General features: G+C 53.4%; 21 protein-coding genes. 14 read left to right on the top strand and 7 right to left on the bottom strand.

What is annotated here, in order from left to right:
• The first annotated feature begins 27 nt into the window (after positions 1-27).
• On the top strand, positions 28-540 hold the full coding sequence (locus tag AC2FNV_RS03295; protein WP_496772397.1) for a ParA family protein: 513 nt from the start codon (positions 28-30) through the stop codon (positions 538-540).
• Positions 541-849: 309 nt separating this feature from the next.
• Here the strand turns inward: AC2FNV_RS03295 and AC2FNV_RS03290 are convergent, their stop codons facing one another.
• The 3 genes from AC2FNV_RS03290 to AC2FNV_RS03280 form a co-directional block, all read right to left on the bottom strand.
• Positions 850-2,319 carry a carboxypeptidase M32 gene (locus tag AC2FNV_RS03290; RefSeq protein WP_170607777.1) on the bottom strand — a complete coding sequence of 490 codons (1,470 nt, stop codon included), beginning with the start codon at positions 2,317-2,319 and terminating at the stop codon, positions 850-852.
• Positions 2,320-2,323: 4 nt separating this feature from the next.
• Positions 2,324-3,469 (bottom strand): heme A synthase, encoded by a 1,146-nt coding sequence (ctaA, locus tag AC2FNV_RS03285; RefSeq protein WP_170607894.1) that lies wholly within the window; start codon positions 3,467-3,469, stop codon positions 2,324-2,326.
• A gap of 62 nt (positions 3,470-3,531) precedes the next feature.
• On the bottom strand, positions 3,532-4,275 hold the full coding sequence (locus AC2FNV_RS03280) for an RNA methyltransferase (RefSeq protein ID WP_170607775.1): 744 nt from the start codon (positions 4,273-4,275) through the stop codon (positions 3,532-3,534).
• Positions 4,276-4,428: 153 nt separating this feature from the next.
• Between AC2FNV_RS03280 and AC2FNV_RS03275 the strand changes: the two genes are divergently transcribed.
• The 4 genes from AC2FNV_RS03275 to AC2FNV_RS03260 all read left to right on the top strand — a co-directional run bounded on the left by AC2FNV_RS03275 (position 4,429) and on the right by AC2FNV_RS03260 (position 7,672).
• Positions 4,429-5,049, top strand: coding sequence for a thiamine phosphate synthase (locus AC2FNV_RS03275; RefSeq protein ID WP_170610946.1), 621 nt, complete (start codon positions 4,429-4,431; stop codon positions 5,047-5,049).
• A 62-nt stretch (positions 5,050-5,111) separates the two neighbouring features.
• Positions 5,112-6,005 (top strand): PfkB family carbohydrate kinase, encoded by an 894-nt coding sequence (locus AC2FNV_RS03270; RefSeq protein WP_170477704.1) that lies wholly within the window; start codon positions 5,112-5,114, stop codon positions 6,003-6,005.
• Positions 6,002-6,952: a pseudouridine-5'-phosphate glycosidase gene (locus tag AC2FNV_RS03265; RefSeq protein WP_170607771.1), complete on the top strand. Its 951-nt coding sequence runs from the start codon at positions 6,002-6,004 to the stop codon at positions 6,950-6,952. The genes AC2FNV_RS03270 and AC2FNV_RS03265 overlap by 4 nt, the downstream gene beginning before the upstream one ends.
• Before the next feature lie 42 nt (positions 6,953-6,994).
• The gene (locus tag AC2FNV_RS03260; RefSeq protein ID WP_170477710.1) at positions 6,995-7,672 is read left to right on the top strand and encodes a DUF502 domain-containing protein; all 678 of its coding nucleotides are present in this window, start codon (positions 6,995-6,997) and stop codon (positions 7,670-7,672) included.
• Here the strand turns inward: AC2FNV_RS03260 and AC2FNV_RS03255 are convergent, their stop codons facing one another.
• On the bottom strand, positions 7,673-8,698 hold the full coding sequence (locus AC2FNV_RS03255) for a patatin-like phospholipase family protein (protein WP_170607769.1): 1,026 nt from the start codon (positions 8,696-8,698) through the stop codon (positions 7,673-7,675). It lies immediately after the preceding gene.
• A gap of 99 nt (positions 8,699-8,797) precedes the next feature.
• On the bottom strand, positions 8,798-9,571 hold the full coding sequence (locus tag AC2FNV_RS03250) for a 3-hydroxybutyrate dehydrogenase (protein ID WP_170477718.1): 774 nt from the start codon (positions 9,569-9,571) through the stop codon (positions 8,798-8,800).
• A gap of 300 nt (positions 9,572-9,871) precedes the next feature.
• On the opposite strand from AC2FNV_RS03250, the gene AC2FNV_RS03245 reads away from it, so the two are divergent.
• The 4 genes from AC2FNV_RS03245 to AC2FNV_RS03230 all read left to right on the top strand — a co-directional run bounded on the left by AC2FNV_RS03245 (position 9,872) and on the right by AC2FNV_RS03230 (position 13,646).
• Positions 9,872-11,686: an extracellular solute-binding protein gene (locus tag AC2FNV_RS03245; RefSeq protein ID WP_170607767.1), complete on the top strand. Its 1,815-nt coding sequence runs from the start codon at positions 9,872-9,874 to the stop codon at positions 11,684-11,686.
• Between the two features lie 32 nt (positions 11,687-11,718).
• Positions 11,719-12,543, top strand: a complete 825-nt coding sequence (locus AC2FNV_RS03240; RefSeq protein ID WP_170607765.1) for an arsenate reductase/protein-tyrosine-phosphatase family protein — start codon at positions 11,719-11,721, stop codon at positions 12,541-12,543.
• A gap of 27 nt (positions 12,544-12,570) precedes the next feature.
• A complete protein-coding gene (locus tag AC2FNV_RS03235) occupies positions 12,571-13,230 on the top strand; it encodes an aquaporin (RefSeq protein WP_496772389.1) in 660 nt (219 codons plus the stop codon).
• Between the two features lie 188 nt (positions 13,231-13,418).
• On the top strand, positions 13,419-13,646 hold the full coding sequence (locus AC2FNV_RS03230) for a hypothetical protein (RefSeq protein ID WP_170477728.1): 228 nt from the start codon (positions 13,419-13,421) through the stop codon (positions 13,644-13,646).
• On the opposite strand, the gene AC2FNV_RS03225 is transcribed toward AC2FNV_RS03230, so the two are convergent.
• A complete protein-coding gene (locus AC2FNV_RS03225; protein WP_170607761.1) occupies positions 13,643-14,266 on the bottom strand; it encodes a helix-turn-helix domain-containing protein in 624 nt (207 codons plus the stop codon). The genes AC2FNV_RS03230 and AC2FNV_RS03225 overlap by 4 nt on opposite strands.
• Before the next feature lie 65 nt (positions 14,267-14,331).
• Between AC2FNV_RS03225 and AC2FNV_RS03220 the strand changes: the two genes are divergently transcribed.
• From AC2FNV_RS03220 to AC2FNV_RS03200, 5 genes are all read left to right on the top strand, one after another.
• Entirely contained in the window at positions 14,332-15,849 is a 1,518-nt protein-coding gene (locus tag AC2FNV_RS03220) for a class I adenylate-forming enzyme family protein (RefSeq protein WP_170607759.1), read from the top strand.
• On the top strand, positions 15,846-16,505 hold the full coding sequence (locus tag AC2FNV_RS03215; protein ID WP_170477733.1) for a DsbA family oxidoreductase: 660 nt from the start codon (positions 15,846-15,848) through the stop codon (positions 16,503-16,505). Before AC2FNV_RS03220 ends, AC2FNV_RS03215 begins: the two co-directional genes overlap by 4 nt.
• Positions 16,506-16,579: 74 nt before the next feature.
• Positions 16,580-17,788: a multidrug effflux MFS transporter gene (locus AC2FNV_RS03210; RefSeq protein ID WP_170607758.1), complete on the top strand. Its 1,209-nt coding sequence runs from the start codon at positions 16,580-16,582 to the stop codon at positions 17,786-17,788.
• Between the two features lie 59 nt (positions 17,789-17,847).
• The gene (locus tag AC2FNV_RS03205; RefSeq protein WP_170607756.1) at positions 17,848-19,512 is read left to right on the top strand and encodes a tetratricopeptide repeat protein; all 1,665 of its coding nucleotides are present in this window, start codon (positions 17,848-17,850) and stop codon (positions 19,510-19,512) included.
• Positions 19,509-20,186 (top strand): SH3 domain-containing protein, encoded by a 678-nt coding sequence (locus tag AC2FNV_RS03200; RefSeq protein WP_170607754.1) that lies wholly within the window; start codon positions 19,509-19,511, stop codon positions 20,184-20,186. The genes AC2FNV_RS03205 and AC2FNV_RS03200 overlap by 4 nt, the downstream gene beginning before the upstream one ends.
• Here the strand turns inward: AC2FNV_RS03200 and mfd are convergent.
• Positions 20,183-23,638, bottom strand: a complete 3,456-nt coding sequence (mfd, locus tag AC2FNV_RS03195; protein WP_437436824.1) for a transcription-repair coupling factor — start codon at positions 23,636-23,638, stop codon at positions 20,183-20,185. The two genes, AC2FNV_RS03200 and mfd, sit on opposite strands and share 4 nt — an antisense overlap.
• Between the last annotated feature and the right edge of the window lie 17 nt (positions 23,639-23,655).

Below are 23,655 nucleotides of genomic sequence, written 5' to 3'. Positions count from 1 at the left end.
TTTGGGGTGTTTGAGAGGCGATCCGACATGAAGGTCATTGCCTGTTATTCCAACAAAGGCGGTGTAGGTAAAACTGCGACAGCGGTCAACTTGGCTTATTCGTTGTCCTTGGCTGGCGTCCGGACGTTACTGTGTGATCTCGACCCTCAAGGGGCTTCGGGGTTTTATTTTCGCCTCAAGCCGTCGAAGTCACTTACAAATGCACGGTTCTTTGATGACACAAAGCGGCTGAATCAAGCCATTCGAGAAAGCGATTTTGAAAATCTTGATGTGTTACCGGCGAACCAGAGCTATCGTGGCTTTGACATCCTTTTGTCACAGATGTGCGAGCGAAAATCCCCTTTGGATAGAGCTTTGTCGGGCGTCCAATTCGACTATGAAGTCGTCGTGCTGGATTGCCCGCCGAACTTGTCGCTTTTTGCCGAACACATATTGCGCACGGCCGACGCGATCCTTGTACCGGTTATTCCATCGACCCTGTCACAGCGCACCTTCCACCAATTGGTGAAGTTCTTTAAAAAAAAAACGATCTTTCAATAAAAAAACTTCTTTGCTTTTTTTCTATGGTGCAAAAGACGAAAACACTGCACCGACACACGATTGAAGATATGAAAAGAACCTACGGAAAGCGATTCCTCAAAACGCAAATCCCCTTTGCGTCGGAGGTAGAACGAATGGGAATTTACCGAGCGCCTGTTACAGTGACAGCGCGCAACTGTAATGCAAGCAAGGCGTATTTGTCGCTGTGCGAAGAAGTCATCTTGCGCGTATTCAATTCTTAAACCCGCATGAATTCGTTAAGCACAACACGCGCTGACCATGTCATGCAACCGAAAATTTTTGGCGAATTCAAAGCCCGTAAATTTCTCCGAATTTTAGTTCGAGATAGTTCATCAATGGCTCTGGACCCGGCTCAAAGCCGCTCGCCCGGGTTATGACTTCACGTGGAGCATAAAGCCCACCGTGTCGTTGAACATGCAGGCGCAGCCAGTCAGTAGCACCCGATGTGTCACCTTGGGCAAGTTGCAGATCCAGATCGGGAACCGCGTTGCGTAACGCCTCATATAGGCACCCAGCGTAAACGTTCCCCAATGAATAAGTCGGGAAGTAGCCGAACAGGCCAACCGACCAATGCACATCCTGCAGGCACCCGTTTGAAGGTTTGTCCACTGCGTAACCAAAATCTGCCAGAAAGCGTTCGTTCCAAGCGGCTTCAAGGTCACTAACCTGCAAGTCGCCCTCCATCAGGGCCCGCTCAAGGTCAAAGCGAAGCATTATGTGAAGGTTGTATTGAACCTCGTCCGCCTCCGTTCGGATATATCCGTTGTGTACGCGGTTTACCGTTGCATAAAACGCGTCAGCGTCTTCAATTCCGAAATCTCCGAATACTTCGACCATTTGCCCGTAAAGCCATCCTGTGAAGGCCCGCGACCGCCCTAGTTGGTTCTCATATATACGGCTTTGGCTTTCGTGAACGCCCATCGAGACACCTCGGCCCAGCGGGGACAACGCAAAAGCCGGATCGATACCCTGTTCGTAAGCTGCGTGGCCAACCTCATGAATGGTCGAGTAAAAACAGTTGAAAGGGTCACTTTTACTGGTGCGGGTTGTGATACGAACGTCCGAACCGCTGCCAGAGCTGAATGGATGCACTGCCTTGTCTATTCGCCCCCTGTTCAGATCGTAACCGAACGCAATTGCCAGTTTCTGTGACAAACGCATCTGATCCAGTTCATCGAAACCGCCGCTGAGTGATTGCGGTTCAGGACGATCCAGAACTGCCGAACGCAAAGCGACAAGGCGCGGCCTCATCTGATCAAAGATGGTCGCAATCTGACTTCCAGTTGTATACGGCTCATAGTCTTCGACAAGCGCGTCGTAGATATCTCCGCCCTGCGCTAATGCCGCGCCCTCTTCACGCTTTAACGATACTACTTCCTCCAAAACTGGCAGAAATGCTCCGACGTTCTCATCCGCCCGAGCTTGCGCCCATGTGCCCTGAGCCGAGGATGTAACGCGTGCGATCGTCGTTGCCAAATCTGCGGGCACCTTTACGGCACGGTCATATGCCCGTTGGATTTCCCGCAGTTGAGCCTTACCTGCTTCGCTTTCCGCTCTGGCCTCGTGCAACCATTCTGCCACGCGCGGATCAGATCGACGCGCGTGCAAGACCGCTTCGATCGCCGCCATCTCTTCAGCCCGTTGCGGAGCGGCGCCGCGAGGCATAACCGTTTCCTGATCCCACCCCAATCGACCTGCAATTTGGTTCAAGGCAGAAGTTTCACGCTGATAGGCCATCAGGTCTTCAAAAGCTGTCATTGGGTTATGCTCCACGAAGCGAAGTTGCTATTGGATAAGCTGTTAGGAAACGGGCTCGCAATATTAGCGTCCAAACAACGACCGCAAGAAATTGATGAAAGATAGCAATCTGCCACGGCGCTGCATAGATAACGGTCATAATACCAACGACGACTTGTAGGGACAGAACTGCAAAGGCTGCGTTAAATGCAAATCGGGTCTGGAGATGTGCGCTTGCGCTGCCCTTGCGCCAAACCACAAACGCGAAAATAATAAGCAGGTATCCCAAGCATCGATGGACAAACTGAACCAACCCAGGGCTTTCGAAGAAATTTCGCCACATCGGGTCCAGAATGGTTGCATCCGGTGGCAATAATTGGCCGCCGATCAAGGGCCAGTCTGTATAGCTTCGCCCGGCATCTATACCGGCGACCAAAGCGCCGACAAGAATCTGAAGGAAAGCGAAGTGCATCAACCCTGTGGACAATGAAGACAACTTTGTTTCCTTCGATCGACGTGCTTGCATCAAGTCACGTTCATCCCTCCCAAGTTCAAAGATGTACCATGCCAGGAAGCCGAGAATGACGAACGCCAAACCCAGATGCACAGCAAGGCGATAGCTTGCGACGGCGATCATTCCTTCGCCTTGCGTCACACCAGATGCTACCATCCACCATCCGACCGCACCCTGAAAACCACCCAAAGCTCCTGGAATCAAAAGTTTACCAGTCCAACCTATTGGGACTTTCCGCGCTAAAAGGAACCCGAAAAAACCAATTGCCCAAACCAAGCCGATAACGCGACCTAGCTGTCGGTGGCCCCATTCCCACCAGTAGATGAATTTGAAATCATCCAGTTCCATCCACTGGTTTTGAATACGCCATTGGTCGATTTGTTTGTATTTTTCGAATTCCGCCTGCCAATCGGCTTCGTTCAATGGCGGGATCGCTCCGGTTATGGGGCGCCACTCGGTTATCGACAAGCCACTGTCAGTCAGGCGGGTAAGGCCGCCCACGGCAATCATCACTACGACCAATGCGAACAGGACCATCAACCAGACCCGGATGGCCTGCCTAGCTCCGCCGCGCCCCCTGTCGATCATGCCAGGTTGAACGGTCTGTTGTTTTTCGGTTTCCGAGACTTCTTCGAAGATGCTGCGCTTGCCGCTCATGCCGTCCTCATCTGTCACAATTTTTTGTGCAAGCTAGGGCCAAGGGTGCCTGAGGTCCAGCCTCAGCCCTTGTCCTTCCACCGGACCATCTGACGCATGATCCCGTGTAGCATCTGAACGTCTGCGCGGGTCATCCGCATGCGCGACCACAGGTTGCGAAGATTGACCTTCATGCCTTCGGCCTTTTCAGGCGGGTAAAAAAACCCTGCTTCCTCCAGCCGATCCTCGTAGTGTTCAACCAGTTTTTCGACCTCGATGCCTGTTGCCCAGTCGCCTTTGCCCAAATCAGTCGACTCATGAACCACATCGCCCGTCTGACGCATCCATTCATAAGCAGTCAACAATACGCATTGCCCCAAGTTCAGCGAAGCGTATTCCGGATTAACGGGTACTGAGATGATCGCGTTGGCCTTGGCAATATCTTCGTTTTCAAGACCGGCCCGTTCAGGACCAAACAATACCGCAACCTTCTCACCGTCTGCCACTTTCTCTGCCGCGATCCGCATCGCTTTTTCTGGGCTGAAAACGGGCTTGGTCAGACCACGTTGTCGTGCAGTCGTTGCAAAAACATAAGTGCGGTCGCCAAGAGCTCCGGAAAGATCATCGAACAACTGAGCTTCGTCCAGCAGTCGACCCGCCCCGCTCGACATTGCCACTGCCCTTGGGTTGGGCCAGCCGTCGCGAGGCGCAACAACCCGCATCCTGTCCAGCCCGAAATTCCACATCGCGCGCGCAGCGGCACCGATATTCTCGCCCATCTGCGGGCGTACAAGGACGAATGAAGGCTGGGATTTGTCGCTGGGCATAGCTCACCTAATTAAAACCACGCCTGCTGTAGTCGGCGCATTGCAACAGAGCAAGGCGTTTAGAGTGCAATTCACAAACACATCGCCATAAAAGTTTGCTTCGCCGCTGCAATCCGCTAAACCCCGCCAGAGACTAAAAAGCAAAGGACCCCGATGGAACCCCCCGAGCAGCCGCAGATTTACCTGATTACGCCTCCGGCGATAACGCTAAGCACTTTCCCGGACCAGTTGGCGCGCGTTTTGGACGGGGCTGAAATCGCCTGTATACGTTTGGCGCTGGCGGGCAATGACGAAGAGGCGATCGCAAGGGCGGCGGATGCTTGTCGCGAGGTTGCGCACGCCCACGATGTCGCGCTGGTGATTTCAAACCATTTACTGCTGGCGCAAAGATTAGGCTTGGATGGCGTGCATCTGGATGACGGTGCAAGATCCGTACGCGCGGCACGCAAAGAGCTGGGCCCGGACGCAATCGTCGGTAGTTTCTGCGGCGTATCCAACCATGATGGCATGACGGCAGGTGAGGCCGGGGCAGACTATGTTGCATTTGGTCCGGTTGGCGGCGAAAATTTGGGCGACGGAACGCGCGCAGAACGCGATTTGTTTCAGTGGTGGTCGGAAATGATCGAAGTTCCTGTTGTGGCTGAAGGCGGCCTTACACCGAGTCTGATGCGCGATCTGGCACCCTGCACAGATTTCTTTGGTATAGGGGATGAAATTTGGTCTAAAGATGATCCGCTGATCGAATTGAACACGCTTGTCGCAGCAATCGGCTGAACCAAGCCTGAAATTATCCATTCTGACTTGCGCCTTAACCAGGCCTGCGGCATGACAACTTCATGAGACAGAACAGAAACATTCTGTGTATCGGCTCCGTTCTCTGGGACGTAATTGGCCGTTCAGCCAGCGCCATGCGCCATGGATCGGACGTGCCGGGTCGGATCACCCGCCTACCCGGTGGCGTGGCGTTGAATATCGCAATGACGCTTGTTCGGTTTGGAATGACCCCTACGCTTCTGACGAATGTGGGCCGCGATCCCGAGGGCGATGAATTGGTCCGTGCCTGTTCCCGTCTCGGCATGGTGACGGATTACATTTACCGCTCACAAGACCTGCCAACCGATCGTTACATGGCTGTCGAAGGCGCCAACGGCCTAATTGCTGCGATTGCTGATGCGCACTCGCTTGAGGCTGCAGGGCGGAAGATTTTGCATCCTGTAATCCGTGGACCATTGGGACATGAGAACGCTCCATTCGAAGGCCAAATCGCACTGGACGGTAATCTGACACAGGACTTGCTTGAAGAAATCGCTCAAGGCGCTGCTTTTGCCCGGGCCGATCTACGCGTGGCTCCGGCCTCTCCGGGAAAGGCTGAGCGCTTGCTTCCTTTTCTGAAGCACGCCCGAGCGACGCTATATGTAAATCTCGAGGAAGCGGGATTACTGTGTCAGCGGGACTTCACCGATTCAGAAAGCGCGGCCAAAGGTCTGTTGGATCGTGGCGCTCTACGCGTTTTGGTTACCGATGGCGGCAACTCGGCAACGGTCGCATCAGCATCGGGAGTTTTAACCCAAACACCTCCGTCTGTTTTGGTGACCCGCGTTACCGGCGCGGGCGACACTTTCATGGCTGCTCATATTGCCGCCGAATCCGGCGGAGCAGATGAGGCCATGGCGCTAAGCCGAGCCTTGAAAGCCGCCGCAACTTACGTTTCCGGAGAAACACCACTGTGATCGACATTCAATATTCCTCCGAAGTTCGAGCCGCCAAAGAAGCTGGCCAACCGATTGTCGCGCTGGAAAGCACCATTATTACTCATGGCATGCCCCACCCGCAGAACATCGAGGTGGCCGCACAAGTCGAACAGGACATCCGCGATGCAGGTGCTGTGCCTGCCACGATGGCCGTTCTCAATGGCAAGTTGCACGTGGGCTTGGAGTCCGAACAGTTGCAAGAATTGGGTCGCGCTCAGGGAGTTGCCAAAATTTCGCGTGCGGATATGGCGGCCTGCATGTCCGGTGGGGGGACTGGTGCGACGACTGTTGCCGCCACGATGATTGCTGCCCGTTTCGCTGGAATCGAAGTTTTTGCCACCGGAGGTATAGGTGGTGTTCATCAAGGGGCGGAAACGACCTTTGATATTTCCGCCGATCTGCATGAACTGGCACAAACGTCGGTTACGGTTGTCGCTGCTGGGGCAAAGGCGATCCTTGATTTGGCCAAAACTCTGGAAGTTCTCGAAACTTTAGGCGTGCCGGTCATCGCGTTCGGTCAGGACGAGTTTCCCGCGTTCTGGTCCGCCAAATCTCCCCTCGCAGCTCCACTGCGTATGGACAGCACCGAGGAAATCGCCAAGGCACATGCCATGCGCCGCGCCTTGGGCATTCCGGGTGGGCAACTGGTGGCAAACCCGATTCCCGATGCTGATCAGATTCCTGCCAAGGAATTGGCCCCAATCATCGCGGCGGCACAAGCTGATGCCGACGCTCACAGGATCACGGGAAAAGGAGTTACACCCTATCTGTTGCAGCGAATCTTCGAGCAGACCGAGGGACGTTCACTGACCGCAAATATTGCTCTGGTCCGCAACAACGCGCGGCTTGCCGCCAGAATAGCGACAGCTTTGTCAGCGCACGACGCACAAGTCTGCCCTATTGTACCGATGCCCGGAACTGCTTAACTAAATTCTCAAATCACTCAGGACTACATAGCCAGAAACATAATGAACACACCATTCGACGAAGAGCCTCATCGCCGCCCCGGTTTGTTAGCCGGTCTTCGCGCGTCTTTTTTGACGGGTATCGTCGTGATCGCCCCGGTTTGGCTGACGATTTGGCTAATCTGGTCTGTTGTGGGATGGATTGACAGCGCTGTTCTGCCACTGGTCCCGCAGCGTTTCCAACCCGAGGAATATGTCGGCATTAATCTGCGCGGCGTCGGCGTCATTATTTTCCTTTTCTTCACGATAATTGTTGGATGGATCGCCAAGGGCATTTTGGGCCGGTCGCTAATACACTTTGCCGAAAGTGTGGTGGATCGCATGCCTGTCGTCCGGTCTGTTTATTCCGGGATCAAACAAATCTCGGAAACCGTATTTGCGCAGACCGAAAGATCATTCGAAAAAGCTTGCCTGATCCAATATCCACGCCGGGGAATTTGGGCCATCGGCTTTGTTTCGACTACAGCCCGCGGCGAAGTCAGTACACGCGCAGAAACCAGTGGAGAGTTGTTAAGCGTCTTCGTCCCGACCACCCCAAATCCAACGTCCGGCTTCTTGCTGTTTTTCCCAGCTGAAGACGTTATCCTGCTAGATATGTCGATTGAAGACGCGGCAAAACTCGTAATCTCGGCTGGGCTTGTCTATCCCAACGACAAGGACCCCACGCAACCGCCTGAATAATCAGCCGAACATGGCAGGAAGGTCGACAGTGCTGCGCTCGCCCAAGTCGGATTTGTGGTTGCGCAAAAAGGCGTCGGCAGCGGACTGACCCGCGTGTTTCAGGCGGTGCAACACAACTGGGTTCGGCACAATTTTGGTTGCCGCCGAAAGGTCGTTCATCAAGGCATCATCAGCGATCATGTGGATGAGAACACGGCTCATTTCCCCGGCTTTTAACTTACCGTCTTGTAGTAGGCGCTGCACGAAACTAATTGCCCGCAATTCTCTGAACAGAGAGGAGTTAAAACTGATTTCGTTGATGCGGTTTTGAATTTGCTGCGGCGTCTTTGGCACCTCGTCCCGCTCTAGCGGATTGATATTCACGATAACAACATCGTCTGGCAAGTCCCCGTTGAACAGCGGGTAAAGAGCCGGATTTCCAGTATACCCGCCATCCCAATATGCCTCAGTTCTACCGGATTTCGGATCAAAAATTTCAACTGCCTTGAACAAGTTCGGCAGACAAGCCGACGCCAATATTGCATCCGTCAAGATTTCCTGCCCAGTAAACACCCTGATCTTGCCGCTCCGGACACAGGTCGCACAAACAAACAGGCCAGGCCCATCTTTTGCACATATTTCATCGAAATTGAATCGGTCTACTACCGGCTCTAAAGGATTGCGGTAAAATGGACCGTAGGCGTACGGCGACACGAGACGGGACCACGTGTCGGCCATTGAGAATGGAACTGAATATTCCAATGCTTGCGCAATATGCGCAGGTTCCAAGCCGCGCATCCAATGGGCAATTCGCATGTCGCCAATGGCTCCCATACGCTTCCACAAACCGTCCAGATTGTCCCGTGCACCTTGGCGCCCGGCATGAACCATTCCGGATTTAAAGGCAGCACCGTTCAAGGCACCGGCAGAGGTTCCCGTGATAGCCGCAACCTCAATGTCTTCTTCATCCAGCAGCCGGTCCAAAACACCCCATGTGAAGGCTCCATGTGCTCCGCCGCCCTGCAATGCCAGATTTATTCGTTTCAACTTCGCGCCCCCGTAACAATTCCAAATTCCATTGGAAGCTCGATTGTGGATCTGCCGTCGGAACCAAAAACAGTGATCACAGGAATCAACTTTAGATCGTCACAAAGCTGTCCAGCCCCCATCAACCGAGATCGTCGTACCCGTGATCTGTGCAGCTGCGTCCGAGCATAGAAAAACCGCCGTGCCGCCAAGTTGTTCGACCGTTGCAAATTCTTTGGATGGTTGCCGCTCTAGCATGATGTTCTTAATCACGTCCTCCCGGCTCATGCTGTATTCTTTCATTGTGTCGGGGATCTGAGCCTCGACCAATGGAGTCAGGACGTAACCGGGGCAGATCGCGTTACAGGTAATCGGCTCTTGCGCCGTTTCCAAGGCAATTGTCTTGGTCATGCCGACTACGCCATGTTTTGCCGCCACATAGGCCGCCTTGTAGGGAGATGCCGTTAAACCATGCGCCGAGGCAATATTGACGACGCGCCCCCAACCCGCCTCTCGCATCATTGGTAGCGCAGCTGCCACCGTGTGAAAGGCAGAGTTCATATTGATCGCTATGATCGCGTCCCATTTATCGACTGGAAATTGGTCAATCGGCGCGACGTGTTGAATACCCGCATTGTTGATCAAGATGTCGCAGGAACCTGCTTGCTCGATCAGTGCACGGCATTCCTCGCCCTTTGACATGTCTGCCTTTATGTACCGCGCGTTGGTGCCCGTTTCTTGGGCGATGCCGGCAGCCAGTGCGTGGTCTTCATCACGATCAGTAAAAGAATTCAGGATCACGTCCGCTCCGGCTTTGGCCAGTTCCCGCGCAACACCCAGACCGATACCCGAATTCGAACCGGTGATGATTGCAGTTTTTCCTGACAGGCTCATGCCACCTCTCCCACAGAGTCGATTCACTAACACAGTGCCATGCTGCACCTGCAAAGAAAACGGGGAAACGTCGCCGCAGTTTGCCACATGCAGCACCAACCCTATTGCCAAAAAAAACGCCCGCACGAAGCGGGCGTTAAGTTATTGAGGCAGGTTTCATACAGGCAAGAAACCTATCGAGCAGTGCATCCTTTATAAGCAATTCCGTGCCGTCATCCAAGCTAAAAGTTTGATAATATGAAAAATCATGGGTACGATGAATCTCAAACAAAATAAGGCCAGAGCAGGATTGTTTCCAAAATGAGCCCCAATATTCTCTGCCGCGTCCGATCAATGATCGTGGGAATCGCACCGATTTTTTCCGCGACTTTCGCGCACGCAGATTCGGCCCATGGCATAGCTATGTATGGAGACCCTGCCCTACCACCGGATTTTGTGTCTCTACCCTATGCGAACCCCGATGCGCCTAAGGGCGGTAGGGTCGTGTTCGGCAATACTGGCGGGTATGACAGTTTGAATCCATTTGTCCAGAAAGGCACCTCTCCCTGGCAATTGCGATTTTGGACGCACGAGGGGCTGATGGGCCGATCTTGGGACGAACCCTTCACTCTTTACGGTTTGTTAGCCGAATCAGTTGATACTGCGCCCGATAGGTCTTGGGTGGAATTTACACTGCGGGAAGAAGCCCGTTTTTCGGACGGCAGCCCTGTTACAATTGACGATGTTATTTGGTCATATGAAACGCTAGGCACACAAGGCCATCTACGCTATCGCGGGTTATGGGGCAAGATCGACAGCATCGAACAAACGGGACCGCGCAGTGTTCGAATTTCTTTCAATGAACCGGACAGGGAACTGGCCCTGATCGCTGGACTGCGCCCGATTTTGAAAAAGGAACAATGGGACGGTAAAGAATTCGCTGACGCTCAGCTGCATGACGTCCCAATCGGGACTGGCCCATATGTTATTGATGACTACGAGGCCGGGCGTTACGTCAACTTGCGTCGCAATCCCGATTATTGGGGCGCCGACATTCCTTTTCGCCGCGGTACCATGAACCTTGATGACATTCGCATCGAGTTTTACGGAGATGGCACCGTGTTGTTTGAGGCGTTCAAAGCCGGAGAGCTGTCGGCTGTGCGCGAGTTCAACGCTGACAAATGGGAAACGCAGTATGGTTTCCCTGCGGCCCAACGCGGAGACATCGTAAAAACCGAAATTCCCCATGGCAAACCATCAGGCATGACTGGTTTTGTGATGAATACCCGAAAAGCTCCGTTTGACGATTGGCGAGTGCGTGAGGCATTGATGCTCGCGTTCAACTTTGAATTCATAAACGACACGATCACTGGAGGCGCACAGCCCCGTATCACCTCGTATTTCTCGGGATCTGATCTTGCCATGCTACCAGGTCCGGCCGCAGGTCGCGTAAGGGAGCTGCTTGAACCGTATGCCGACGACCTGCCGCCGGGCGCGTTGGAGGGTTACTCATTGCCTGAAGGCGATGGATCGGCAAGAAACCGGGCCAATATCAGAAAAGCGTCACAGCTGTTGGCAGAAGCAGGTTGGACAATTCAAGACGGAGTTTTGCGCAATCAAAACGGCGACCCGTTATCGATTTCAGTTCTGCTACAACAAGGTGATACGGACAATCAAACAGCTGTGGAAATCTATGCGCGCGCCTTGGAGCGGCTTGGCATCAAAGTAACGACGGAATTGGTCGACAGCGCGCAATTTGCAGGACGAACGTCTGAGCATGATTTTGAAATAACAGTATTCCGCCGTGCGCTTTCCCTATCGCCGGGTAACGAACAACGCTTGTATTGGGGGAGTGAAAACGCGAATACGCCGGGCACGCGGAATTTGATGGGCGTGACCTCATCGGCCGTTGACGGGCTGATCGACGAAATGTTGGCGTCGGAAGATCGCGAAGACTTCGTGGCCGCGACACGAGCATTGGACCGTGTTCTTACAACTGGCCGTTATGTGATACCGATCTGGAGCTTCGACGTCGGTCGGATCGCCCACGCCAAAGAACTTAAATTTCCAGATACGCTTCCAATCTATGGCGATGGACCGGAATATATGCCTCAGGTCTGGTGGTACGAGGATTGACAGCGGCCTCTTAGTTCCATAATTCGTGAAATATGGAAGTAAAATTGCAAGACAAGTTAGGCGCCCTAGCGCATCCAAAACGGCTGGAGCTGTTTCAGTTGCTGATGCGCCGCTATCCAGACTCGGTGCCGGCAGGTGAAATCGCAGCGGCGCTATCATTCAAGCCAAACACGACATCAACCTATCTCAACGCACTGAAGTCTGCAGATCTTATCCAGCAGGCCCGCGACGGCACATCGCTTCAGTACAGCGCAAACCTGCCAGCAATTCGCGGGCTGTTCGATCAACTACTAGGCAATTGCTGCCAAAACCGCCCAGATCTCTGCCTCCAAGCAACTAAAGACACCGTAATGACCAGCAAGGATCGCATACTAAACGCGCTGTTTATCTGCACCGGAAACTCTGCCCGCTCAATCATGGCTGAGGCTATTTTAAATTCGGAAGGTGACGGAAAATTCCGCTCTTATTCCGCAGGAACTGCTCCTTCAAATGCCCCAAGCCCTACGGTTTTGGACCTGTTGCAGCAAAAGGATATCGATACAAGCAGTTTGCGCTCGAAATCGGTGGAGGAATTCTCTGGTCCTGACGCGCCAAAGATGGACTTTGTTTTCACGGTCTGCGATCACGCCGCGAACGAAACGTGCCCCACATGGCCCGGCCAACCGATGAGCGCCCATTGGGGATTGGCCGATCCGGTCAAAGCACAAGGAACAGATGCGCAAAAGAAACTGGCCTTTCAGCAAACTTACGGATTATTGCGCAATCGGATCACAGCGTTTGTCAGCCTGCCATTTGAGACCCTTGATCGTATTTCTTTACAACACAAAGTGGACGATATCGGCCGGATGACCGATTGATACACTCGCAATCCTAGGAAATCTGTAATGCAAGCCCGACAGTATTTTGCTGAATTCCTTGGCACTGCCTTTCTGCTGATCGGCGTGGTCGGCTCTGGAATCATGGCCCAGACTTTGTCGGAAGGGAACGTTGCCTTGGCCCTTTTAGCCAATGCGATTGCGACGGGTTGTATCCTGTTTGTGATAATCGCCACCCTTGGCCCCGTGTCTGGCGCCCATTTCAACCCAGCCGTGACATTGGCCTTTGCCATGCGAGGTGAACACCCGTGGAAAGCGGTTGCCCCCTACATTCTAGTTCAGTTGGCAGGTGGAGTCATCGGCGTCTGGGCCAGTCACTACATGTTTGACCTACCAATCCTACAAACCTCGGAGACACTGCATCGCACTGGTTCGCATCAATGGTTTTCAGAAATTATCGCGACTCTGGGCCTTCTTTTTGTAATTTTCGGCGGAATTCGGCACAAACCGGATACGGTACCAGCGCTTGTGGGTCTCTATATTACGGGCGCCTACTGGTACACATCATCCACAAGTTTTGCTAATCCGGCCGTAACAATCGCAAGAGGCCTTACAGACACCTTTGCTGGCATATATCCCGGTCACATTCCAATGTTCATTTTAATGCAAATTTTTGCGATGTTTATCGGACACATAGTCCTGAACTGGCTATTCAATCCCGCGGATTGAGGGGTCTACACCCGCTCACCTAAAAACAGACTTATACGGCTTTTTTGATCCATGTTGAGGGGGTATTTCGTCGACCTAGCAGACGAAAAGAGCTGCGACATTTTGTCATGTCAGCAGGAGTGTCCGCGCATTCGTACGCTAGTTGAGGGGAGAGCAGTCCTGAAAACCGCCATAAGGAAGGCTCGCAAATGCTGAATTGGGCTGATCTTACGCAAGACTGGAGCGCTTTGTATTCACGCGCGAAACTCAGGTTTCCGAACCTGCGTGACAAAGACATGGCGACAATGCGCAAGGATCGCAAACAATTCGAAGCATACTTGGCTGAGCGTCACCACCTAACAGTCACCGAAGCCCGAGAAGAGCTTGAAGACTTTCTATATACCGAGGGATTGAAGCGAGAGATTACGGCTCGCTAAGCCAGCGACGTTACCCAAAGGATGGTGGCATCTTCGTCGCTGACGGAAACGACATTATGGCCCATGCTGGCATCATAATATGCGCTGTCCCCTCGTCGCATCTCAACCGATTCATAAAACTCGGTATACAGCCTGACGACCCCTGTCAGAACGTAAAGGAATTCTTCACCGTCGTGGCGCACCCAACCCTCGAATTCTTCCATTGACCTCGCCCGAACACGAGCGCGGTATGGCAGCATTTGCTTGTTGGTAAGAGTTTCGGCCAAAAGTTCATGCTCGTAAGTGGTGGTGGCATGGGCAGTTCCGTCGCCCATCTTGGTGACGGCCATTCGCCCCAATACCTGATCGCGCTGCGGCGGAGTAAAAAGCTGCGGCACTGAAATCTCTAGACCCGTAGCAAGCTTTTTCAGGGCGTCATATGTCGGCGACATCTGCCCGTTTTCGATCTTGCTAAGCGTCGAACGCGCAAGGCCCGCCTGGCTGGCCGCCTGTTCCAGCGTCCAGTTGCGGGCTTTGCGAAGCTCGCGGACTCGCGCTCCAAGATCCAGCGGCTCAATGTGCGCCGGCTCGCCACTGTCGCGCGCAATTCGAATTAGGGATTTCGGATCACTTGTCGTCATAGCCAACTCTATAGGGCCAGCGCGACGTGCTTGCAACGCGCCAGCTACCGAGTTAGCCAGACCTCATGCTTTCTGTTTTTGATCAGGGTCCTGCCAAGCCCTGCCCCGCTCCGTTCAACATGGCAGCGCATGTATTGCGAAAAGCCGAAGAACATGCCGAGAAAACGGCACTTTCTATTTTGCGAAATGACGGCTCTGAAGACTGGAGTTATCGGGAACTAAAGTCGGCGATTTTGGGAACAGGCACAGGGTTACTAAAAGCTGGGCTGCGCCCGGGCGACTTGGTGCTCTTGCGCCTAGGCAACAGCGTCGAATTTCCAATCGCTTACCTTGCGGCCATCGCGGTGGGGATCGTGCCAATCCCGACATCGTCTCAGTTAACGGAGACAGAGACCGGACAGATTATCGAAGATCTTTCTCCTACCGCTGTTCTACGCGACCCGGAAATTGCCTGCGCACCTCATACCTACCAGATTACACTAGACGAGCTCGCAAATATGCGTGACCTGTCGCCAGCAGAATTCGAAATGGGTGATCCGAACCGACTTTGCTATGTTATCTACACCTCTGGCACTTCGGGCAAGCCCCGAGCGGTTGCCCATGCGCATCGGGCGATCTGGGCACGGCAGATGATGGTTGATGGTTGGTACGGTCTTAGCGAAACGGACCGCTTGTGCCATGCAGGAGCGTTCAACTGGACATACACTTTAGGTACTGGGCTAATGGACCCGTGGACTACCGGCGCGACTGCCCTGATCCCCAAACCAGGTACTGATCTAAGGAATCTGCCTAGGCTGTTGCAGGCGCATCGCGCCACAATATTTGCTGCTGCACCCGGGGTTTTCAGGAAACTCCTGCAGAATCCTAATCTGCCTGAAATGCCCGACTTGCGTCATGGGTTATGCGCGGGCGAAAAGCTGTCCCGTCACCTTCATGAACATTGGAGCAAATCTACAGGGACGGAGCTCTACGAAGCTTATGGGATGTCCGAGTGTTCGACTTTTATCTCATCCAGCCCATCACACCCCGCCCGGGATGAAGCGCTTGGACGGCCGCAACTGGGTCGTCGCATTGCAATCGTTGGTCCGAACGGTCCCGTTCCACAAGGACAAGAGGGCACCATTGCCATTCACCGTGAAGACCCTGGTTTGATGCTGACATACCTGAATGCCCCCAACGAAGCCGAAGCAAAGATGCAAGGCGAGTGGTTTTTAACCGGTGATCAGGGTGCGATGGCCGTGGACGGACAGATCACTTATTTGGGTCGAGATGACGATATGATGAACGCTGGTGGGTACCGCGTATCGCCGGTCGAAGTGGAAGCTGTTCTGGCGCGGTATCCCGGCATTACCCAAGTTGGAGCCGCCGCGGTTGAAGTCAAGCAGGACTCGGCCATTATCGCTGCCTTCTATACTGGACCAGAAAAGCTGGACGAAAACGCGTTGCGCACTTATGTCTCCGAAAAGCTGGCGCGCTATAAACAGCCGCGCGCCTTTGTTCACCTCTCAGCCATGCCCACCGGGGGCAATGGCAAACTCCTGCGCCGCGCCCTGCCGGCCTATTTTAAGGCATCTGTTGAATGAGCCAGACCGTCAAACTTGACATCATGTCCGACCCGATCTGCCCTTGGTGCTATATCGGCAAAACGCACTTGGACAAGGCTTTGGCCGCCGTGCCTAACCACCCCTTTGTAATTGAATGGCACCCATTTCAGCTTAATCCCGACATGCCCACCGTAGGTATGGATCGCCGGGAATACCTTGAACGAAAGTTCGGCGGCAAGGATGGCGCTGTGAAGGCATATGCACCCGTTGTAGAACATGCCGAAAAAGCCGGCCTGTCTATCGATTTCGAGGGCATGAAACGTACGCCGAACACGCTGGACGCGCATCGGCTCATCCACTGGGCCGGGATCGAGGGCAAACAGGATGCTGTTGTCGATGCACTTTTCAAGGCCTACTTTGTCGAGGCCCGAGATATTGGCGATCACGAGGTACTGGCCGATGTGGCAGACAGCGTTGGTATGGATGCAGCGGTTGTGCAAAAACTGCTGAAATCAGACGCCGACCGCGAAGACATTAGTGATCGCGACAAGCACTCGCGGCAGATGGGCGTAAACTCGGTTCCCACCTACATTGTCGCGAACCAGCATGCCGTACCAGGTGCGCAACCTCCTGAGTTATGGGGGAAAGTGATTGATGAGATAATGTCTCAAATTGAGGCTTCATCTGCAGAATAACACATATCACTGTGCATTTTCCGACCTAGTTCCACCCGCCTCAGCATGATAGCGCGGACCGGAAGGAGTGTTTGATGACCAGCCGCATGTCACGGGGTGAGTTCATTGCGCTTATCGCAATGATGTTCGCCACGATTGCCTTTTCGATAGATTCGATGCTGCCTGCGCTGCCGGAAATCGGAGCGCAACTCAGCCCCACTGATTTGAATAAGGCACAACTGATCTTAACATCATTCGTTTTGGGAATGGGTATTGGCACTTTCTTTACCGGTCCAATCTCGGATGCTCTTGGTCGCAAGCCAGTGATTTACGCAGGTGCGTCGCTTTATATTGTTGCGTCGGTCATTGCATGGGCCAGTTCTTCACTGGAAGTGTTACTGGCAGCCCGAGTTTTGCAAGGGCTAGGGGCCGCCGGCCCCCGTATCGTCGCGATGGCGATCATTCGCGATCTGTATTCGGGACGCGAAATGGCGCGCATCGTTTCGATAGCAATGATGATCTTTACGTTGGTCCCTGCAATTGCACCAATGCTGGGCGCGGGTGTGATTGCGCTGTTCGGATGGCGCTCTATATTCGTCTCATTTATCTTATTTGCCACAATCATACTGATCTGGATGACCGTGCGGTTGCCAGAATCACTTGCCGCCGAGAACCGCCGCCCTTTCCGCCTGCCTTTGATCATAGCGGCAGTAAAAGAAATGTTTCTGCACCCGACGGTTCGGTTGTCGATTTTTGTTCAAACGTTGTGCTTGGGTACTTTGTTTACCATGCTAACGATGGTCCAGCCAATCTATGACGTGATACACGACCGTGCCGACAGCTTTCCTTTTTGGTTTGGTTTTGTCGCTTTGATTTCTGGTTCAGCCAGCCTGCTGAATGCAGCAATTGTAATCAGGGTTGGGATGCGTCGTATCGTGACGTGGGCTTTGGGGTCGCAAGCGGTCATCACACTGGCTGTGATCCTGCTGAACTCATCTGCACTAACTCCAGAAGGCTCATTTGCGTTGTTCGTGTTTTGGCAGACGACTGTCTTCTTTTTAGCGGGCGTAACCTTGGGCAACTTGAACGCCATCGCAATGGAACCCATGGGACATATCGCAGGCATGGCAGCCTCGGTAATCGGAGCAGTTTCAACAGTATTAGCCGCCGCTATTGCCGCGCCAGTCGGTTTGCTGTTCGACGGATCGATCGCTCCGTTGGCAATTGCGATTCTTACCATGTGTGTTTTCGGTTTTGTGCTGATGCTGCATATGGGTCGGATAGAAGACAGATTGTTGGCCTGATCTGTGCATGAACGCGGAATCGCGTTATCCTGACCCTGTTTTCCGGGGAGGGAGTTGTAATGAGTTACGATTATGATCTGGGGACTTACACTTGTCCCGTAACGACCTCTTCGTCCGAGGCGCAGGTTTGGTTCGACCGAGGCCTGGTTTGGACCTATGGCTATAACCACGATGAGGCAGTCGCATGCTTTCAACGCGCAGTTGACGCCGATCCGGACTGCGCGATGGCTCATTGGGGTGTAGCGTACGCCGCTGGCCCAAATTACAACTTACCATGGGATTTGCGTGATGATCAGGGCCGCGCCAAGGCTCTGGCCATCGCTTTTGATGCGACTCAACAGGCCTTGAGGCTGATCGACCAGTGTTCACCGGTCGAACAGGCGCTTATTCAGGCGTTGCCGTCCCGCTACCCTCAGCGCGAACCAATCGAGAAAATGCATCAATGGGATTATGAATATGCAGATGCCATGCGCTCTGCGTTTTCCGCCCAGCCTGATCATCTGGACCTACGAACGATTTATGTCGAGGCTTTGCTGAATCTGACCCCTTGGAAAATGTGGGACCTGAAAACCGGCCAACCAGCTGATGGCGCAGCTACGTTGGAGGCCCAAGATGCTTTGGAAAAGGCCATGTCGGACGACCCCGACGCCATGACCCATCCCGGGCTTTTGCATTTGTACGTACACCTGATGGAGATGTCCCCGACCCCAGAAAAAGCTCTTAAAGCCGGCGATGTCCTACGCACATTGGTGCCTGATGCGGGCCATCTGGTTCATATGCCCACACACATTGATGTTTTATGCGGCCATTACCACGACGTTGTCTACTGGAACGAAAAAGCTTCGGTGGCAGATTTGAAGTATTACGAGCGCGAAGGTGCATTCAACATCTACACCGGGTATCGCCAACACAATTACCATTTTGCAATTTACGGTGCGCTGTTTCTGGGTCAGATCGAACCGGCTTTGCAGGCCAATGAAGGCCTTTGGGAAACGACACCGGAAAAGATGTTGCAGATCGAAAGCCCACCCATGGCAGATTACTTTGAAAGCTACATGTCAATGGGTCCCCATATCTTAGTTCGATTTGGTCGATGGGACGAAGCAAAGGCGTTGAAACTACCGTCGGATCCAGATTTGTACCGCACACTGACTGCAACAACACATTATGCCCGAGCGGTAGCCTTTGCCGCGACGGGTCATGTCGCTGATGCAGAAGAGGAAGAAGAACGGTTCCTTGCCGCCAAGGGTCGGGTGCCCGAAACGCGACGACTTCACAATAACAGAGTCATTGATCTTCTTGAAATCGCTACGGAAATGCTTCGCGGTGAAATCGAGTATCGAAAGGGAAATTACGAATCCGCATTTTCGCATTTACGGCGTTCTGTCGAACTGGACGATACTTTGCCCTATGACGAGCCGTGGGGCTGGATGCAGCCAACGCGTCACGCTCTGGGCGCACTCCTATTCGAACAAGGGCACGTTGCAGAAGCTGAAATCGTCTATCGCGAGGATTTGGGGCTGGGCGGCGAACTAAGCCGTGCATCGATCCACCCGGACAACGTTTGGAGCTTAAAGGGTCTGCATGATTGCCTTAGTGCGCGAGGAGAGGAGCTTGAAATTAAGCAAATCAAGCAGCGTCTTGACCTTGCTCTTGCCCGCGCGGATCGCGCTGTAGCAGCCTCTTGTTTCTGCGCCCAGGCCGCTATGAAGGCTGCAGAATGAAACTGAAATTTGCCTTGGCGATTGCTTTGATTTGCACTTCAGCCATAGCGGATCGTCAGACATTCACGCCAGTGGACCAGGCAGACCGCGATGCAACTTTGGTCTCATTCCGTGCCGAATTATTGGCAAAGATACAAGCACGAGACATCGATGCAGTCGTTGCATCGGCATGTCCCGACATTTACCTCAGTCACGGTGGCGAAGGTGGACCCAACGAGTTACGAGCCAATTTGATTATGAACTCTGAGGGGGCAGATCAACAGGTTGGCGTTGAAGCCAGCGAACAAATCGATGCGTATTGGACTGCATTGCAAAACACATTGTCGCAACCGGGATACTTTGACGATCAGGGAGAATTCTGGATGCCGCATCAATGGCAAATCACGCTCCCGGCCCGCTTAGATCCTGCGATCACCTATTTTGTGACTGGTGAAAATGTTTCACTTCGCACAGGTGCATTTCAAGGCGCATCGATCAGCGCTCTCATAAGTCATGAAGTTGTAATCGTACCGCAATTTCAGTCTGACTCTGATTATCAGCAAGTTCTTTTGACCGATGGGACCACAGGTTTCATGCACAAAGATTATCTTTGGTCCATGATCGGCTATCGTGCTGCAATTGTTAAATCGGAAGATGGCGACTGGCAGCTTTGTAGTTTTGTCACTGGCGACTAGGTCTTTGTCTTTTTCTTCTCAGCTCTCGCTTTTTCCGCCAGATCTCGTGCAATGGCGAAAGCGCCTTTGATCTTATCGCTATCCTTTTTCCAATCGCGACGAACAACAATCTTGTTATCCTTGACTTTAGCCAAACCACGTTGGTTCCGGATAAACTCGACCAATCCTTGGGGGGATGCAAACTTGTCGTTGTGGAACTGAATGGTTGCACCCTTTGGCCCGCCATCAAGCTTGGCGATTCCAGCGCGTTTGCACATCGCCTTGATGCGTACGACTAACATAAGCGTGTTAACCTCTTTTGGCAGTGCGCCAAAACGGTCGATCAGTTCAGCTGCAAACCCCTCAAGCTCAACTTTTGTGGAAAGAGAAGACAGACGGCGATAAAGGCCCAGGCGCACATCCAGATCGGGCACGTATTCCTCTGGGATCAATACCGGAACACCCAGATTGATCTGCGGAGCCCATTGGTCATCAGCATCGCTTAAACCTTCCATTTCGCCTGCTTTTATCTTGGCAATAGCTTCTTCCAACATCGACTGGTAAAGTTCATACCCTACATCGCGCATCTGGCCGGATTGCTCTTCTCCCAGCAAATTGCCAGCACCGCGAATGTCCAGATCCTGCGATGCCAACGTAAATCCGGCCCCTAACGTATCAAGCGACCCTAAAACCCGCAGGCGTTTCTCGGCAGCTGGTGTTAAACGTGTGCGTGGTTTGGTGGTCAAATATGCGTACGCTCGCGTCTTTGATCGCCCTACCCGGCCGCGTATTTGATACAGCTGGGCAAGCCCGAACATATCCGCGCGATGCACGACCATTGTGTTTGCCGTGGGTATGTCCAATCCGCTTTCGACAATGGTCGTCGCCAACAGCACATCGAATTTTCCATCATAAAATGCGTTCATTCGATCGTCGAGCTCGCCCGCCGCCATCTGACCATGCGCGACTACGAAAGTGAGTTCAGGGAGTTGTTCTTTAAGAAAATCTTCGATTTCAGGCAGGTCTGAAATACGCGGAACGACATAAAAGCTCTGCCCGCCGCGGTAGTGCTCGCGCAGCAACGCTTCGCGAATTGTTACCGCGTCGAATTCACTGACGTATGTCCGGATCGCAAGTCGGTCGATGGGCGGGGTGCCAATGATTGACAAATCCCGAACCCCGGTCAACGACAGTTGCAGGGTCCTAGGGATGGGTGTGGCAGTAAGCGTAAGCACATGAACATCACTACGCAGCTGCTTAAGTCTTTCCTTGTGGGCGACGCCAAAGTGCTGTTCTTCATCGATAATAAGAAGACCCAGGTTGTTGAACTTAATACCCTTGGCCAACAGAGCGTGCGTACCGATGACAATATCGACTGTGCCGCGAGCCAAACCATCCCTGGTCTGTTGGGCCGCTTTGCCCGAAACAAAGCGCGACAATTGCCGAACTTCCAACGGAAAACCCCGGAAACGATCTGAGAAACTGGCTGCGTGTTGCCGAGCCAACAGCGTTGTTGGAGCAATAACTGCCACCTGCACACCTGACATTGCTGCGACAAAGGCGGCACGCATGGCAACCTCGGTCTTTCCAAAGCCAACATCGCCGCAGATCAGACGATCCATCGGCGCGCCGGAATGCATATCCTCCATAACTTCGGCAATAGCACGAAGTTGGTCGTCAGTTTCCTGATACGGGAAGCGCGCGCTGAATTCTTCCCATGCGTGTGGCGGTGGGTCCATAACCGGCGCCTTGCGCAGCGCGCGTTCAGCCGCAATGCGGATCAACTTGTCCGCCATCTCGCGAATGCGTTCTTTTAGTTTGGCTTTTTTGGCCTGCCAAGCCCCGCCGCCCAGGCGATCAAGCAATCCTTCTTCGTGGCCATACTTTGATAACAGCTCGATATTTTCGACAGGTAAGTACAGCTTTGATTGTTCGGCATACTCCAATAACAAGCATTCGTGAGCCGCACCTGCCGCAGTAACGACCTCCATTCCCTTATAGCGACCGATACCGTGGTCTACGTGAACGACCAGATCGCCGGGACTGAGTGATTGCGTTTCTGTTAGGAAGTTCTCAGCCTTGCGGCGTTTTTTAGGTGCTCGGATCAGGCGGTCCCCCAGCACATCCTGTTCCGCAATTACGGTCAGATCATCAGATTCGAACCCGTGTTCCAAAGCCCAAACGGCCAAATGAAGGCCGCGTTTCCCCACACCTGAACCGTCTGAAACCAGAATTGTTCCGGCCAGCCCCTCATCCTCGATCAATCCACTTAAACGTTCGCGTGCACCGTCTGAGTATGACGCAATCAATACCGGTCCATGGACCATCCTGTCTTTGATATGACTTGCCAGCGCAGCGAACAAACTGATGTTCTCTTGTTGGCGTTCGGGTGCAAAGTTGCGACCAATTCGTCCACCTGCGTCAATCACACCCGGCCCACTGGCCTGTGGTAAAGGACTGAACTGCATGACACGTCGGTCCCCGACCGCCTCCTCCCACGCTGCGTCATCCAAATACAGCAGATTTGGAGGTGCCGGCTTGTAGACAGTGTCCATTCGCGACCGGTTCTCCAACGCCATACGTCGCGTCTCGTACTGATCCTTTATACTATCCCATCTTGCTAACCGTGCTGGTGTGACCTGGTCATCCAGGGTCAGAGTCGCTCCTGGAAGATAGTCAAACAGAGTTTCCAGCCCGTCGTGAAAAAAAGGCAGCCAGTGCTCCATCCCTTGGTGCTTGCGACCGGCGCTGACAGCCTCGTAAAGCGGATCGTCGGTACCTGCCGCGCCGAATTCGATGCGATAATTCTGCCGGAACCGCGTTATCGCCGTCTCGTCCAAAATAATCTCTGAAACAGGAGCCAATTCAACAACGTCTAGCTTTTCAGTCGTGCGTTGGGACACGGGGTCAAACCGACGCGCACCGTCCAGTACATCGCCAAACAAGTCCAGCCGCACCGGACCAGACTCTCCCGGAGGGAAAATATCGAAGATTCCACCGCGGATAGCGTAATCTCCAGGTTCCATGACTGTTGGGCTCTGAGTGAACCCCATACGCACCAAAAAACTCCGAAGGCCATCTTCGTCAATGCGGTGATCAACTCGGGCAGTAAAGGCTGCTTCGCGCAAAACGCCCCGGGCGGGAACTCGCTGTGTCGCTGCATTTAGCGTAGTCAGCAGAACAAATTGCCGGGGCATTTTGTGAACGAGCGCGGCAAGTGTGGCAACGCGGGCGGCTGAAATGTCCGCATTGGGAGAAACCCTGTCGTACGGTAAGCAATCCCATCCGGGAAACAGAAAAACCGGCATCTCCGGCGCAAAAAACGCAAGCGCGGCCCGCATTGCCTCCATACGCTTATCATCGCGGGCAATGTGGAGGACCGGGCCGCCTGACCGATGGATTTCCTTTAGAACAAGTTGCGCGTCAAACCCTTCGGGGGCGCCGCCGACCGTCACATGGATCGGAGCCTTCATTGCCATGCCTTTCCGAT

Source organism: Ruegeria sp. BHSA163, assembly GCF_059613365.1.
Note: the sequence above shows the minus strand (reverse complement) of the source record. Positions and strands in the feature narration are given on the sequence as shown.

What these genes read in the sequence shown, in the direction of transcription:
- AC2FNV_RS03295 (WP_496772397.1), top strand. Translation starts at nt 28, where the DNA reads ATGAAGGTCATTGCCTGTTATTCCAACAAAGGCGGTGTAGGTAAAACT.
- AC2FNV_RS03290 (WP_170607777.1), bottom strand. Translation starts at nt 2,319, where the DNA reads ATGACAGCTTTTGAAGACCTGATGGCCTATCAGCGTGAAACTTCTGCC.
- ctaA (WP_170607894.1), bottom strand. Translation starts at nt 3,469, where the DNA reads ATGAGCGGCAAGCGCAGCATCTTCGAAGAAGTCTCGGAAACCGAAAAA.
- AC2FNV_RS03280 (WP_170607775.1), bottom strand. Translation starts at nt 4,275, where the DNA reads ATGCCCAGCGACAAATCCCAGCCTTCATTCGTCCTTGTACGCCCGCAG.
- AC2FNV_RS03275 (WP_170610946.1), top strand. Translation starts at nt 4,429, where the DNA reads ATGGAACCCCCCGAGCAGCCGCAGATTTACCTGATTACGCCTCCGGCG.
- AC2FNV_RS03270 (WP_170477704.1), top strand. Translation starts at nt 5,112, where the DNA reads ATGAGACAGAACAGAAACATTCTGTGTATCGGCTCCGTTCTCTGGGAC.
- AC2FNV_RS03260 (WP_170477710.1), top strand. Translation starts at nt 6,995, where the DNA reads ATGAACACACCATTCGACGAAGAGCCTCATCGCCGCCCCGGTTTGTTA.
- AC2FNV_RS03250 (WP_170477718.1), bottom strand. Translation starts at nt 9,571, where the DNA reads ATGAGCCTGTCAGGAAAAACTGCAATCATCACCGGTTCGAATTCGGGT.
- AC2FNV_RS03245 (WP_170607767.1), top strand. Translation starts at nt 9,872, where the DNA reads ATGAGCCCCAATATTCTCTGCCGCGTCCGATCAATGATCGTGGGAATC.
- AC2FNV_RS03240 (WP_170607765.1), top strand. Translation starts at nt 11,719, where the DNA reads ATGGAAGTAAAATTGCAAGACAAGTTAGGCGCCCTAGCGCATCCAAAA.
- AC2FNV_RS03235 (WP_496772389.1), top strand. Translation starts at nt 12,571, where the DNA reads ATGCAAGCCCGACAGTATTTTGCTGAATTCCTTGGCACTGCCTTTCTG.
- AC2FNV_RS03230 (WP_170477728.1), top strand. Translation starts at nt 13,419, where the DNA reads ATGCTGAATTGGGCTGATCTTACGCAAGACTGGAGCGCTTTGTATTCA.
- AC2FNV_RS03225 (WP_170607761.1), bottom strand. Translation starts at nt 14,266, where the DNA reads ATGACGACAAGTGATCCGAAATCCCTAATTCGAATTGCGCGCGACAGT.
- AC2FNV_RS03220 (WP_170607759.1), top strand. Translation starts at nt 14,332, where the DNA reads ATGCTTTCTGTTTTTGATCAGGGTCCTGCCAAGCCCTGCCCCGCTCCG.
- AC2FNV_RS03215 (WP_170477733.1), top strand. Translation starts at nt 15,846, where the DNA reads ATGAGCCAGACCGTCAAACTTGACATCATGTCCGACCCGATCTGCCCT.
- AC2FNV_RS03210 (WP_170607758.1), top strand. Translation starts at nt 16,580, where the DNA reads ATGACCAGCCGCATGTCACGGGGTGAGTTCATTGCGCTTATCGCAATG.
- AC2FNV_RS03205 (WP_170607756.1), top strand. Translation starts at nt 17,848, where the DNA reads ATGAGTTACGATTATGATCTGGGGACTTACACTTGTCCCGTAACGACC.
- AC2FNV_RS03200 (WP_170607754.1), top strand. Translation starts at nt 19,509, where the DNA reads ATGAAACTGAAATTTGCCTTGGCGATTGCTTTGATTTGCACTTCAGCC.
- mfd (WP_437436824.1), bottom strand. Translation starts at nt 23,638, where the DNA reads ATGAAGGCTCCGATCCATGTGACGGTCGGCGGCGCCCCCGAAGGGTTT.